This is a genomic window from Gammaproteobacteria bacterium, from assembly GCA_019911805.1.
Classification (GTDB): Bacteria; Pseudomonadota; Gammaproteobacteria; order Thiohalobacterales; family Thiohalobacteraceae; genus JAHJQQ01.
Map to the genome: position 1 here is coordinate 1 of JAIOJV010000019.1, position 12754 is coordinate 12754.

Annotated in this window: 15 protein-coding genes; 12 read left to right on the forward strand and 3 right to left on the reverse strand. The window is 65.6% G+C overall.

The genetic code is table 11. The features are described 5' to 3' along the window. Window positions 1–53: 53 nt before the first annotated feature. Both K8I04_01435 and K8I04_01440 read right to left on the reverse strand, forming a co-directional pair. The gene (locus K8I04_01435; protein ID MBZ0070382.1) at window positions 54–1025 is read right to left on the reverse strand and encodes a KpsF/GutQ family sugar-phosphate isomerase; all 972 of its coding nucleotides are present in this window, start codon (window positions 1023–1025) and stop codon (window positions 54–56) included. Then, window positions 1022–1207 carry a hypothetical protein gene (locus K8I04_01440; GenBank protein ID MBZ0070383.1) on the reverse strand — a complete coding sequence of 62 codons (186 nt, stop codon included), beginning with the start codon at window positions 1205–1207 and terminating at the stop codon, window positions 1022–1024. The genes K8I04_01435 and K8I04_01440 overlap by 4 nt, the downstream gene beginning before the upstream one ends. A 378-nt stretch (window positions 1208–1585) precedes the next feature. On the opposite strand from K8I04_01440, the gene K8I04_01445 reads away from it, so the two are divergent. The 10 genes from K8I04_01445 to hisC all read left to right on the forward strand — a co-directional run bounded on the left by K8I04_01445 (window position 1586) and on the right by hisC (window position 9848). Next, window positions 1586–2431: an ABC transporter ATP-binding protein gene (locus K8I04_01445; GenBank protein MBZ0070384.1), complete on the forward strand. Its 846-nt coding sequence runs from the start codon at window positions 1586–1588 to the stop codon at window positions 2429–2431. Window positions 2432–2447: 16 nt separating this feature from the next. Beyond that, window positions 2448–3230, forward strand: a complete 783-nt coding sequence (gene mlaE, locus K8I04_01450) for a lipid asymmetry maintenance ABC transporter permease subunit MlaE (protein ID MBZ0070385.1) — start codon at window positions 2448–2450, stop codon at window positions 3228–3230. A gap of 3 nt (window positions 3231–3233) precedes the next feature. Next, entirely contained in the window at window positions 3234–3707 is a 474-nt protein-coding gene (gene mlaD / locus K8I04_01455; GenBank protein ID MBZ0070386.1) for an outer membrane lipid asymmetry maintenance protein MlaD, read from the forward strand. After that, a complete protein-coding gene (locus K8I04_01460; GenBank protein MBZ0070387.1) occupies window positions 3704–4330 on the forward strand; it encodes an ABC transporter substrate-binding protein in 627 nt (208 codons plus the stop codon). The genes mlaD and K8I04_01460 overlap by 4 nt, the downstream gene beginning before the upstream one ends. 11 nt (window positions 4331–4341) lie before the next feature. Beyond that, entirely contained in the window at window positions 4342–4632 is a 291-nt protein-coding gene (locus tag K8I04_01465) for an STAS domain-containing protein (GenBank protein MBZ0070388.1), read from the forward strand. Window positions 4633–4757: 125 nt separating this feature from the next. Further along, window positions 4758–5003: a BolA/IbaG family iron-sulfur metabolism protein gene (locus K8I04_01470; protein ID MBZ0070389.1), complete on the forward strand. Its 246-nt coding sequence runs from the start codon at window positions 4758–4760 to the stop codon at window positions 5001–5003. A 13-nt stretch (window positions 5004–5016) separates the two neighbouring features. Then, on the forward strand, window positions 5017–6276 hold the full coding sequence (gene murA / locus K8I04_01475; GenBank protein ID MBZ0070390.1) for a UDP-N-acetylglucosamine 1-carboxyvinyltransferase: 1260 nt from the start codon (window positions 5017–5019) through the stop codon (window positions 6274–6276). A 94-nt stretch (window positions 6277–6370) separates the two neighbouring features. Continuing rightward, entirely contained in the window at window positions 6371–7012 is a 642-nt protein-coding gene (hisG, locus tag K8I04_01480) for an ATP phosphoribosyltransferase (GenBank protein MBZ0070391.1), read from the forward strand. 83 nt (window positions 7013–7095) lie between these two features. After that, window positions 7096–8400, forward strand: a complete 1305-nt coding sequence (gene hisD, locus K8I04_01485) for a histidinol dehydrogenase (protein ID MBZ0070392.1) — start codon at window positions 7096–7098, stop codon at window positions 8398–8400. A 362-nt stretch (window positions 8401–8762) separates the two neighbouring features. Further along, a complete protein-coding gene (gene hisC / locus K8I04_01490; GenBank protein MBZ0070393.1) occupies window positions 8763–9848 on the forward strand; it encodes a histidinol-phosphate transaminase in 1086 nt (361 codons plus the stop codon). 37 nt (window positions 9849–9885) lie between these two features. On the opposite strand, the gene K8I04_01495 is transcribed toward hisC, so the two are convergent. Continuing rightward, window positions 9886–11049, reverse strand: coding sequence for a Do family serine endopeptidase (locus K8I04_01495; protein ID MBZ0070394.1), 1164 nt, complete (start codon window positions 11047–11049; stop codon window positions 9886–9888). Window positions 11050–11188: 139 nt separating this feature from the next. Here K8I04_01495 and K8I04_01500 point away from each other — a divergent pair, with 139 nt between their 5' ends. Together K8I04_01500 and petA are read left to right on the forward strand one after the other, a co-directional pair. Next, window positions 11189–11947 carry a Nif3-like dinuclear metal center hexameric protein gene (locus K8I04_01500; protein ID MBZ0070395.1) on the forward strand — a complete coding sequence of 253 codons (759 nt, stop codon included), beginning with the start codon at window positions 11189–11191 and terminating at the stop codon, window positions 11945–11947. A gap of 212 nt (window positions 11948–12159) precedes the next feature. Further along, on the forward strand, window positions 12160–12753 hold the full coding sequence (gene petA, locus K8I04_01505) for a ubiquinol-cytochrome c reductase iron-sulfur subunit (GenBank protein MBZ0070396.1): 594 nt from the start codon (window positions 12160–12162) through the stop codon (window positions 12751–12753). The last annotated feature ends 1 nt before the right edge of the window (window position 12754 follow it).

The window sequence follows — 12754 nt, forward strand, 5'->3', positions numbered from 1 at the left end:
GTTCGGGGTTCGGGTTTTGCCGAATCCCGAATCCCGGCTGCCGAATCCCATATTCATACCACCCCCGCACGCAGCAGGTCGTGCATGCCCAGCGCACCGACCAGGCGGTGCTCGGCATCGACCACCAGCAGGCCGTTGATCTTGCTCGCCTGCATGATGGCCAGTGCCTCGGCGGCCAACATGCCGGGCTGGACGGTCTTGCAGTTGCGCGTCATCAATTCACCGACCGGGGTCTTGTGGAGATTGATCTCACGGTCGACGGCACGGCGCAGGTCGCCGTCGGTGAACACACCGGTGACGCGACCGTCGGCAGCGAGCACCGCGGTCATGCCCAGGCCCTTGCGCGTCATCTCGTGCAGTGTCTCGGTGAGCGGTGCGTCGACGCTGACCTGTGGGATGGTATCGCCGGTGTGCATGATATCGTCGATCAGCAACAGCAGACGCCGACCCAGGCTGCCACCCGGGTGGGCGCGGGCGAAATCCTCGGCGCTGAAGCCGCGCGACTTCAACAATGCGATGGCCAGCGCATCGCCCATCACCAACGCGGCCGTGGTACTGGAGGTGGGTGCCAGCCCGAGCGGGCAGGCCTCCCTCTCCACACTGACGTCGATATTGGCGTTGGCGGCGCGGGCGAGTGTCGAGTTGGCGTTGCCCGTCATGGTGATGAGCGGCACGCCCAGGCGCTTGATCAGCGGCAGGATGGTCAGCAACTCGCCGGTCTCGCCGGAATTCGACAGCGCCAGGACGACATCCGTGGGCGTGATCATGCCGAGATCACCGTGGCTGGCCTCGCCCGGGTGCACGAAGAAGGCCGGCGTGCCGGTGCTGGCGAGCGTGGCGGCGATCTTGCCGCCGATGTGTCCCGATTTACCCATGCCGAGGACCACCACGCGGCCACGGCAGGCGAGGATGTAGCTGCAGGCGCGGGCGAACTGCGCGTCGATACGGCCGGCCAGCGCGCCGACGGCGCGGGCCTCGGTCTCGATGACCGCGAGCCCGAGTGCCTCGAACGTAGATTCGTTCATTGCGACTCGACCCGGGTGGCGCCGCAACGGCTGCAACGGTAGCGAGTCACCAGGCGGCCGGTCTTGACGTCAAAGGGCGTGCCGGGCTCGGCCTCCCATTTATGGAAGCCGCGTCGGCACAGGGTCTTGCCCTGGTGCTGGTCGGCGGCGCGCGGGCGCTTGAACGGTAAGACGTTGCTCATGGGGCCGGAGGTCCAGGCTCGGGCCCGTCATGATACACAGATGCGGCCGGCTGCCAAGACGGCAAGGGGGTGTTGTTGCAGTCCCGCAACAGATCCGGTAGCAGGCGCGGAACCGCCGATGGGCGGCGGATTGCCGTCGAACTGGCTGAACGACGAAGGAAAATGTGTGAAAGGACTGGCAACCGCCCCGCTGGAATGGGACAATCGCGGGGCAAAAGAGCAACATGCAGTTGACGAAAGGTCCGCGCTTGGCAAGACTGTGTCCCGCCGCGGCGTACCCGCAAGGCGGGACGACGGGGTCGACCGGCCGGCCAGGGGTGTGTTGCAGCCATCCTGAAACCTCACCCACCCAGCCTCCACAACGTCGATCAGTCTCGCATGCCAGCAAGCCCCGAACACAGCGGTAACGACAGCCTGGTGAAGGTGCGCGGCATGCGCTTCGCGCGCGGCACCCGCTGGATATTCGACGGCGTCGATCTGGATATCCAGCGCGGCAAGGTCACGGCCATCATGGGCCCGAGCGGTACCGGCAAGACCACCCTGCTGCGTCTGATCGGTGGTCAGCTCAAGCCGCACGCGGGCAGCATCCGCGTCGACGGCGAAGAGGTGCCCAGACTCCGACATGACGCGCTGTACCGCCTGCGCAAGCGCATGGGGATGCTGTTCCAGAGCGGTGCCTTGCTCACCGACCTGAGCGTCTTCGACAACGTCGCCTTTCCCCTGCGGGAACATACCCGTCTACCCGAGGTCATGATCCGCGACCTGGTGCTGATGAAGCTGCAGGCAGTGGGGCTGCGCGGGGCGCGCGACCTGATGCCGAGCCAGCTGTCCGGCGGCATGGCGCGGCGGGTGGCGCTGGCACGGGCGATCGCACTCGACCCGATGATGATCATGTACGACGAGCCCTTCGGCGGTCAGGATCCCATCTCCATGGGCGCGCTGGTACAGCTCATCCGGCTGCTCAACGACGCCCTGAATCTGACCTCCATCATCGTCTCCCACGATGTCCAGGAGACGGCCGCCATCGCCGACTATATCTATCTGCTGTCGGGCGGCCGGGTGGTCGAGCACGGTACACCAGAGGCGCTCAACCGCTCGCCGTCACCCTGGGTGAACCAGTTCATGCACGGCCTGCCTGATGGTCCGGTACCCTTCCACTACCAGGCCCCACCCTACCGGGATGACCTGCTGGCGGGTGTCCAGGCTGGACGCGACAGACGATGATACGGACGCGGGCGACGTGATGGATTGGCTGCAGCGGCTGGGCCACGGGGCGCTGGGGGTGTTCGAGCGCCTGGGGCGGGGCAACCTGTTCCTGTTACAGGTGCTGGCGGGCCTGCCGGGCCTGCTGCTGCGTCCGCGCCTGGTCATCCTGCAAATGCACTCGGTGGGTGTGCTGTCGCTGGTGATCATCGTGGTGTCCGGACTGTTCGTCGGCATGGTGCTGGGGTTGCAGGGCTACAATACACTGGTCGATTTCGGGGCCGCGGAGTCGCTCGGTGTGGTGGTGGCGCTGTCGCTGGTGCGTGAACTGGGGCCGGTGGTCGCGGCGCTGTTGTTCGCCGGCCGCGCCGGCTCGGCGCTCACCGCCGAGATCGGTCTGATGAAGGCCACCGAGCAACTGTCGGGAATGGAGATGATGGCCGTCGATCCCATCCGTCAGGTGATCGGACCGCGCTTCCTCGCGGGATTCCTGTCCATGCCACTACTGGCCGCCATCTTCAGTGCCGTCGGCGTGATCGGCGGCTATTTCGTCGGTGTGGGGTTGTTGGGCGTGGACAGCGGCGCCTTCTGGTCGCAGATGCAGGACAAGGTCGATCTGCACGAGGACATCTACAACGGTGTCATCAAGAGCCTCGTGTTCGGGTTCGCCGCGACCTGGATCGCCGTCTTCGAGGGCTACGACGCGATGCCCACCTCGGAAGGCGTGAGCCGGGCCACGACCCGCACGGTGGTCCATACGGCATTGGCCGTACTGGGCCTGGATTTCGTCTTGACGGCGCTGATGTTCGGGGATATTTGAGACATGGAACGGATCAGAACGATTGAGATTGGGGTAGGGTTGTTCGTCGTGGCGGGCCTGGCGGCACTGTTTATGCTGGCCATGCAGGTCAGCAACCTCAGTGCGATGTCCAATGAACCGGGCTATGAGCTGATCGCCCGCTTCGAGAATGTCGGCGGCCTGAAGGTCCGCTCGCCGGTTTCGGTGGCGGGCGTGCGCGTCGGGCGGGTGGCCGGCATCAGTTTCGATAGTGACGCCTACGAGGCCGTGGTGCGCATGAACATCGAGCCGCAGTACGACCGCTTTCCGACGGACACCTCGGCGCGGATCTTCACCGCCGGGTTGCTCGGCGAGCAGTACGTCGCGCTGGAACCGGGCGGCGCGGAGGACATGCTGAAGGCAGGCGACAGTATCCGGATGACGCAGTCGGCGCTGGTGCTGGAGCAGATCATCGGCCAGTTCCTGTTCGAGAAGGCTGCGGAGGGGAGCAAGAAATGACCCGGGCGACGGTGTTGCGGATGCCGGTGCTACTGTGGGCGCTGCTGCTGGGCGCAGTAGCGGTCGGGGCGACCGTGGTGGAGGACCCCGGCGCCCTGGTGCGCGATACCTCGGACCGCATGCTGGCGGTCCTGCAGGCGCAGCACGACGCCATTGAGGCGGACCCCGCCCGGCTGTACGGCCTGGTGGACGAGATCGTGCTGCCACATTTCGATTTCGAGCGCATGTCACGCTGGGCGCTGGGCAAGCACTGGCGACAGGCGGACGCCCAGCAGCAGCGGGAATTCGTCAATCAGTTTCGCACCCTGCTGGTGCGCACCTACGGCACCGCGCTGCTGGAGTACACCGGTCAGCAGGTCAACTACCTGCCGGTGCGCATCAGTGCCGATGGCAAGGACGCCACCGTCCGCACCGAGGTGATCAAGCCCGGCGCGCCGCCAATCCCGATCAACTACAGCATGTACCTCGGTAACCAGGGTTGGAAGGTGTACGACGTCGTCATCGACGGCATCAGCCTGGTGTCGAATTACCGCACCACCTTTGCCGCCGAGATCAGAAACCACGGTATCGATGCGCTCATCAAGCGCCTCGCGGACCGTAATGCCACGGGCGGTGAGGTGTGAGTGACGGCAGCATCCGGCGTGCGCCGGACGGCCGGCTGCTGCTGGCGGGAGAGCTGAGTTTCGCTACCGTGCCACGGCTGTGGGAGACGTCCCGGAACCTGCTTCGGGAGGATGGCGATCTGCACATCGATCTCAAGGACGTGCAGCGCTCCGACAGCGCCGGTCTGGCGCTACTGGTCGAGTGGATGCGCGTGGCCCGGCAGCTTGGCAAGCCCATCGAGTTCCTGAACATCCCTGCGCAGATGCTGGCCATCGCCCGCGTCAGCAGCCTCGACCAGATCCTGCCGCTCAGCCGCGGCTAACCGCCGCCCCCGGGCGCCCGCCTGCGCCGGATTGGCCAACGGGCGGGGTTTTTCTATATCATGACTCCTTTTCGACCGCCTGTCGGTCCGGCGGCGGCACCCTCGATCATCGGGACGGGATCAACATGCAAGCGCACGAAATCAAACAGCTCATCGAGGCCGGGATCCCCGGCAGCGAGGTCAGCGTCAAGGGCGACGGCGATCACTTCGAGGCCATCGTCGTCAGTGAATCCTTCGTCGGTCAGAGCACCGTCAAGCAGCATCAGACCGTGTACGGCACCCTGGGTGATCGCCTGCGGGCGGAGATCCATGCCTTGGCCCTGCACACCTATACGCCGGAGCAGTGGAAGAAGAACCCACGTCTGCAATGAGTCCGGAGGCCGCTTGGATAAACTGATCATCAGCGGCGGCGCGCCGCTGCGCGGCGAGATCCGTATCTCCGGCGCAAAGAATGCCGTGCTGCCCATCCTGGCGGCGACCATGCTGGCCGACAGCACGGTGACCGTCGGCAACGTACCGCATCTGCACGACGTCACCACTACCATGGAGCTGCTCGGGCGCATGGGCGTGAGCCTGGTCGTCGACGAGAAGATGAACATCGAGGCCGATCCGCGCACCATCCACGACTTCTCCGCACCCTACGATCTGGTCAAGACCATGCGTGCCTCCATCCTGGTGCTGGGGCCATTGGTGGCGCGCTACGGGCGCGCCGACGTGTCGCTGCCGGGCGGCTGCGCCATCGGCTCGCGGCCCGTGAATCTGCACGTGAAGGGGCTGCAGGCGCTCGGTGCCGAGATCAGCGTGGAAAACGGCTACATCAAGGCCCGCGCCCGGCGCCTGCGCGGTGCGCGCCTGGTGATGGACATGGTCACCGTCACCGGCACCGAGAACCTGATGATGGCCGCGGCGCTGGCCCTGGGCGAGACCGTCATCGAGAACGCCGCCCGCGAGCCGGAGGTGGTCGATCTGGCCAACTTCCTCAACCAGATGGGCGCGAAGATCGAAGGGGCGGGGACCGATACGCTGCATATCCAGGGCGTGGAGAACCTGAGCGGGACCGAGTACCGCGTGCTGCCCGACCGCATCGAGACCGGCACTTATCTGGTGGCGGCGGCGATCACCGGTGGACGCGTCAAACTCAAGAACACCCGTCCGGATCTCATGGAAGCCGTGTTGCAGTCACTGCGCGAGGCGGGCGCCATGATCACCGAGGGTGAGGACTGGATCGAACTTGACATGCAGGGTAACCGGCCGCGCGCGGTCGAGGTGCGCACCGCGCCCTATCCGGCCTTCCCGACCGATATGCAGGCCCAGTTCACGGCACTGAATGCCGTCGCCGAGGGTGTCGGCACGATCACCGAGACGGTGTTCGAGAATCGCTTCATGCATGTGCATGAGATGCAACGCATGGGCGCCGACGTACGCGTCGAGGGCAACACCGCCATCACCCGCGGCGTACAGCGGCTCACTGCCGCGCCGGTCATGGCGACCGACCTGCGCGCCTCGGCGAGCCTGGTGCTGGCCGGCCTGGTTGCCACCGGCGACACCGTGGTCGATCGCATCTACCACATCGACCGTGGCTACGAGTGCATCGAGGAGAAGCTCGCGCAGCTGGGCGCGAAGATCCGCCGGATACCGTCATGAAAGGGTCAGGATACAAGATGCAAGATACAAGTCCGTGGGCGTATGTCTTGATATCCACTTGTACCTTGTACCTTGTACCTTGTATCTGCAGCCTATGAACAACACATTGACCATCGCGGTATCGAAGGGGCGCATCTTCAAGGGAACGTTGCCGCTGCTCGCGGCGGCGGGTATCGAGTTGCGCGATGATCCGGAGACCAGCCGCAAGCTGATCCTGGACACCAACCGCGACGACGTGAAACTGGTGTTGATCCGCGCCGCCGATGTACCCACCTATGTGCAGTACGGTGCCGCTGATCTGGGCGTGGCCGGCAAGGATGTGCTGCTGGAACACGGTGGTCGGGGCTTGTACGAGCCGCTGGATCTCGGCATCGCCCGCTGCCGGCTGATGGTCGCCGGGCGGCCGGGGGCTGGCGAGGATGTGCCCCGGCTGCGCATCGCCACCAAGTACGTGGAGAGCGCACGGCGCTATTATGCAGCGCAGGGGCGGCAGGTGGAGATCATCAAGCTCTACGGCTCCATGGAACTCGCGCCCCTGGTCGGGCTGGCGGACCTGATCGTCGATCTGGTCGATACGGGCAACACCCTTGCGGCCAACGGCCTGGTGCCACTTGCACATATCGCCGATATCAGCTCGCGCCTGATCGTGAACAAGGCGTCCATGAAGATGAAGCATGCCCAGGTGATGGGTTTCGTGGAGCGGCTGGATACGGCAGTGGCGGCGGCCCGCCGCTGACGAATGCGTGCCACGCCGGCGGCGCAGACGGCGGCATTTCCGGACCGACAGAAAACGCATGCGCCAGCGTGGGGGAGACACGTATGTTGCAGATCCGACAGTTTGCCACGACCGATACCGACTTCTGGTCCCAGCTGCAGGGTGTGCTGGCCTGGGATACCGTCTCCGACGACCGCGTCCACACCACGGTACGCGACATCCTGCGCGACGTGGAGCGCCGCGGCGACGCCGCCGTGGTGGAGTACACCAACCGTTTCGACCGCATGCAGGTCACGTCGCTGGCCGAGCTGGAGATCCCGGCCGCGCGACTGACGCAGGCCCTCGACCGCATTCCCAGCGAACAGCGCACGGCCCTGGAGGTCGCGGCGCAGCGGCTGCGCATCTACGCGGAACGGCAGTGCCTGGAGTCCTGGACCTATACCGAGGACGACGGCACGCTGCTCGGTCAGCAGGTCACTGCACTGGACCGCGTCGGCCTGTATGTGCCGGGCGGCAAGGCGGCCTATCCCTCCTCGGTACTGATGAACGCCGTGCCCGCCAAGACCGCCGGTGTACCGGAGCTCATCATGGTGGTGCCGACGCCGGGCGGGGAGCTGAACGAACTGGTGCTGGCCGCCGCCGCCATCGCCGGTGTCGACCGCGTCTTTGCCATCGGCGGCGCGCAGGCGGTCGCGGCACTCGCCTACGGTACCGAGACCATCCCGCAGGTGGACAAGATCGTCGGCCCCGGCAACATCTATGTTGCCACCGCTAAGCGCATGGTATTCGGCACCGTCGGCATCGACATGATCGCCGGCCCCTCGGAGATTCTGGTGGTGTGCGATGGCGAGACCCCGGCGGACTGGATCGCCATGGACCTGTTCTCCCAGGCCGAGCACGACGAGGATGCGCAGGCGATCCTGGTAAGTACCAGCGCCGAATTTCTCACCGCGGTGCGTACCAGCATGGAACGGCTGCTGCCGACCCTGGAGCGCCGCGCCATCATCGAGACTTCGCTGTCGCAGCGCGGCGCGCTGTTGCTGGTGCGCGATCTCGATGAGGCGGTCGAGGTTGCCAATTTCATTGCGCCGGAGCACCTGGAGCTGTCGGTGGCCGATCCGCTGCCGCTGGTGAAGAAGATCCGGCACGCCGGTGCGATCTTCATGGGCCGCTACACCGCCGAGGCAGTCGGTGACTACTGCGCCGGCCCCAACCACGTACTGCCGACCGCGCGCACCGCACGCTTCTCCTCGCCGCTGGGCGTGTACGATTTCCAGAAGCGCTCGAGCCTGATCATGTGCTCGCCCGAAGGCGCCTCCGAACTCGGTAAGACCGCCTCCGTACTCGCCCGCGGCGAAGGCCTCACCGCCCACGCCAGTTCGGCGGAGTACCGCATACGCAAGAATTGATGCTCCGGGAGGGGAGTACTTCAACCGCGAAGGACGCGAAGGCGCGCAAAGGAAATTAACGGTCTTTGGCCACGGAAACACACGGAACAACACGGAAGAATTTTAAAGGCCCTCTGCAGAAGTCCAGCAAGCGGATGATCGCAAACGGGGTCGAGGTGAAAAAGCGGGGTTCATACGGAATACATGCGTATTCTTAACCGCCGTCCAACGCTGTGAGCGCCGCTGCAGAGGCTTTTGCGGAGGTTCCCTGAGCACAGTCTTTATTCCGTGTTGTTCCGTGTGTTTCCGTGGCCAAGGACGTGTTCTTGGAGTTCCCCTTCGTGTCCTTCGTGGTTGAAATGGGGTTTCGGAGTCTAAACAGAATGCCACGCGACAGCAGAGAAGACATCGAGCACTGGGTGCGGCCGGAGATCCGGGCGTTGACGGCCTATCATGTGCCCGATCCGGGGCAGTGCATCAAGCTGGACGCCATGGAGAATCCCTATGGCTGGCCGGACGAGTTGGTGGACGCGTGGCTGGAGCGTCTGCGCGGCGTGCCGCTCAACCGCTATCCTGACCCGACGGCGCGGCGCCTGCGGGACAGCCTGCGCGCGGCCATGGAGGTGCCGGCGGACATGGGCATCCTGCTCGGCAACGGGTCGGACGAACTCATCCAGATGATCGCGCAGACGGTTACGGCGCCGGGCCGGGCGATACTCGCGCCGGAGCCGAGCTTCGTGATGTACCGCCTGATCGCCCAGGTGACCGGCATGCGCTTCGTGGGCGTGCCGCTGGGTGACGATTTCGGTCTGGATCTGGACGCCATGCTGGAGGCCATCGAGCGGGAGCAGCCGGCGGTCGTGTTCCTCGCCTATCCGAACAATCCCACCGGCAATCTGTTCGACGCCGCTGCCGTGCGCCGCATCCTCGCCGCGGCGTCGGGCCTGGTGATCGTCGACGAGGCCTACGCCGCCTTCGCCGCCGACAGTTTCATGGGCACCCTCGGCAGTCATTCCAATCTGCTGGTGCTGCGGACGCTGTCGAAGACGGGACTGGCGGGACTGCGGCTCGGCCTGCTGGCCGGCCCGCCGGCGTGGCTGAATGAGATCGACAAGACACGCCTGCCGTACAACATCGGTGTGCTCAATCAGGCGAGCGCGGAATTTGCTCTGGAACACCGCTCGGTGCTGGATGCACAGACGGCGCGCATCCGCGCCGACCGGGCGACGCTGTTCGCGGCGCTGGCGGCGCTGCCCGGCCTGCAGGTCTATCCCAGTGAGGCAAATTTCATCCTCTTCCGCACGCCCGCCGGCCGCGCCGACACCGTCTTCGCCGGCCTGCGGGAACGTGGCGTGCTGATCAAGAATCTGAGTGCCGTTGGCGGTGCGCTGCACGATTGTCTGCGTGTGACGGTCGGGACGCCGGCGGAGAACGCGGCCTTCCTCGCGGCGCTGCGCGCGTCGCTGTGAGTGGTCGGCAGGCGCATGCCGGGGGTCCCCGCAGGACTCAGCGCGATGCGTTCGGGCGCTGACCGATCACCGCATCGAGCGTGAAGGCCGCACCATCGCGCAGACCGCCGATGTGCAGCTTCGTACCCGGTCGCAGTTCGGCGATGCGATTCATGGAGTCGCGGGCGTCGCTCACCGGCGCGTCATTCAGCGCGGTGACGATGTCGCCGGGTTGCAGCCCGGCCTGGTCGGCCGGACCGCTGCGCAGCACGCCGGAGATCAGTACGCCCTGCACGTCCTTGAGGCCGAAGGATTCGGCCAGCGCCGGCGTCAGGTCCTGGGCCTCGATGCCCAGCCAGCCGCGGACCACCTGGCCATGCTCGATGATCTGTTTCATGACGCCCTTGGCGAGGCTCTCGGGAATAGCGAAGCCGATACCCTGCGAGCCGCCCGACTTGCTGAAGATCGCCGTGTTGATCCCGATGAGTTCGCCGTGCGCATTGATGAGCGCGCCGCCGGAGTTGCCGGGATTGATTGCCGCATCCGTCTGGATGAAATTCTCGAAGGTGCTGATGCCGAGTTGATTGCGGCCGGTCGCGCTGACGATGCCCTGGGTGACCGTCTGACCAACGCCGAAGGGATTGCCGATGGCGAGCACCACATCACCGACGCGCAGCCGCGCAGAATCACCGATGACGATACTGGGCAGGACGTCGGCCTTGATCTTGAGTACGGCCAGATCGGTGTCCGGGTCCACACCGACGATTTTCGCATCCAGGCTGCGACCGTCGCTGATCATCACCTGGATCTGATCGGCACCGGATACGACATGGTTGTTGGTCAGGACATACCCCTGGGCGCTGATGATCACACCCGAACCCAGGCTGGTCTGCAGGCGCTGGCGTTCCGCACCAAACTGGTCGCCAAAGAAATGTTGGAACAATGGATCGTTGAACAGCGGGTGGACACGCTGGGTGATGAGTTTTGCGGTATAGACATTGACGACGGCCGGTGCGGCACGCTCCACGGCATCGGCATAAGAGACCGTACCGCTGCCGAGGCCGTCACCGCTGCGCGCACCCTGGCCGACGACCTCGCGCACCTCGACGACTGCGGGTTCCGTATGGAACAGTTCCGGCTTGAGCAGCAGCAGGGCGGCGGCGGCCACCAGACCGACGGTGGCCGACTGGAGCAGAAAGACGATGAGTTTGCGAAGGTTCATGCTTGGGCTACTCTAGAGCCTGCCGGGGGCCTGCCGGCCCGGTCCGCACCGTGGCTCCGGGCGCCGCGGAACGGGGCAGCAGTCTAGCAGACAAACCTGCGCGGCGGCGAACCCGCGCGCAACGTATACGGTGTATGCCATGCTCGACTTGCACGAACTCATCGCCTACAGCGACGGCCTGCTGAACAGCGCGGCGTTCGTGGATTACTGCCCGAACGGCCTGCAGGTGGAAGGCCGTCGTGAGGTGCGCCGGCTGATGAGCGGGGTGACCGCCAGCCAGGCGCTGGTGGACGCGGCTGTCGCCGCGGGTGCCGATGCCCTGCTGGTACACCACGGCTACTTCTGGAAGGGCGAGGATGCACGCATCACCGGCATGCAGCGACGCCGCCTGGCAGCGCTGCTGGCCGCCGACATCAGTCTGATCGCCTACCATCTGCCGCTCGACGCCCATCCGGAACTGGGCAACAACGCCCAGCTCGCCCGGGTGCTCGGCCTGCCGGTCGAGGGCTGGTTCGGCGCGGGGCGCGGCCCCGATCTCGCCTGCCACGGCCGGCTGCCCGTGGTGCGCGCCGCCACGGACCTGGCCGCCGACATCAGCACTGCCCTGGGGAGGGCGCCGCAGCTCATCACCGGTGGTGATCATGTGGTGCGGCGCGTCGGCTGGTGCACCGGCGCGGCCCAGTCCTACATCGGTGCCGCCGCCACGCTCGGGCTGGACGCCTTCATCAGCGGCGAGATCTCCGAACAGACAGTGCATGTCGCGCGCGAATGCGGTATCCACTTTTTTGCGGCCGGACACCACGCCACGGAGCGCTTCGGTGTGCAGGCCCTGGGCGAACACCTGGCCGCGCGTTTCGATCTTGAACATACCTTCGTGGATATCGCCAACCCGGTATAAGTCATAGAGAAATCGGCATTTCACTTGACCTCGCCTGGGTGTTTGTCGGAAGCTACGCGGTTTTCAGGGGCGCTGGCCGGACACATTTCGACGGGTCGCTTGATCTGACACAAGTCCGGCCAGCCGTCAGTCGTTGTAGAATGACGCGCCTCGCGCAGCCCGAAGGGGCCGGAAAGTTAATTACTAGAAGTAGACAACCCTGGAGAGCCTTAATGAGCACTGATGGCGTAGATACCGGCCGGCGTCGCTTTCTGACCGCTGCCGCCTCGGTGGTGGGAGCCGTGGGGGCCGTGTACACCTTGGTCCCCTTCGTGAAGTCCATGCAGCCGAGCGCCCGCGCGCAGGCCGCCGGCGCCCCCGTCGAAGCGGATATCAGCAAGCTGGAGCCCGGCCAGAAGATCAATGTCGAGTGGCGCGGCCAGCCGGTGTGGGTGGTCAGGCGCACCCCCGAGATGCTCGCCGGCATCAAGTCACTGGACGGCAAGGTCGCCGACCCCGATTCCGAGGTTCCGCAACAGCCGCCCTACGCCCAGAACGAGTACCGCTCCATCAAACCCGAGGTGCTGGTGCTGATCGGTATCTGCACCCATCTGGGCTGCTCGCCGACCTACCGGCCGGATGTGGCGCCGGCGGATCTGGGCCCGGATTGGAAGGGTGGTTTCTTCTGCCCCTGTCACGGCTCGGAATTTGATCTGGCCGGCCGCGTCTACCGCGGTATGCCAGCACCGACCAACCTCATCGTCCCACCATACCGCTATGTGGGTGACTCGGTGATCCTGATTGGCGACGACCAAGGAGCTGCATAAC

Coding starts and splice junctions, on each gene's coding strand:
- K8I04_01460 (MBZ0070387.1), top strand. CDS start 3,704: ATGACCCGGGCGACGGTGTTGCGGATGCCGGTGCTACTGTGGGCGCTG.
- K8I04_01500 (MBZ0070395.1), top strand. CDS start 11,189: ATGCTCGACTTGCACGAACTCATCGCCTACAGCGACGGCCTGCTGAAC.
- K8I04_01440 (MBZ0070383.1), bottom strand. CDS start 1,207: ATGAGCAACGTCTTACCGTTCAAGCGCCCGCGCGCCGCCGACCAGCAC.
- mlaD (MBZ0070386.1), top strand. CDS start 3,234: ATGGAACGGATCAGAACGATTGAGATTGGGGTAGGGTTGTTCGTCGTG.
- K8I04_01470 (MBZ0070389.1), top strand. CDS start 4,758: ATGCAAGCGCACGAAATCAAACAGCTCATCGAGGCCGGGATCCCCGGC.
- hisD (MBZ0070392.1), top strand. CDS start 7,096: ATGTTGCAGATCCGACAGTTTGCCACGACCGATACCGACTTCTGGTCC.
- petA (MBZ0070396.1), top strand. CDS start 12,160: ATGAGCACTGATGGCGTAGATACCGGCCGGCGTCGCTTTCTGACCGCT.
- hisG (MBZ0070391.1), top strand. CDS start 6,371: ATGAACAACACATTGACCATCGCGGTATCGAAGGGGCGCATCTTCAAG.
- K8I04_01495 (MBZ0070394.1), bottom strand. CDS start 11,049: ATGAACCTTCGCAAACTCATCGTCTTTCTGCTCCAGTCGGCCACCGTC.
- K8I04_01445 (MBZ0070384.1), top strand. CDS start 1,586: ATGCCAGCAAGCCCCGAACACAGCGGTAACGACAGCCTGGTGAAGGTG.
- K8I04_01435 (MBZ0070382.1), bottom strand. CDS start 1,025: ATGAACGAATCTACGTTCGAGGCACTCGGGCTCGCGGTCATCGAGACC.
- hisC (MBZ0070393.1), top strand. CDS start 8,763: ATGCCACGCGACAGCAGAGAAGACATCGAGCACTGGGTGCGGCCGGAG.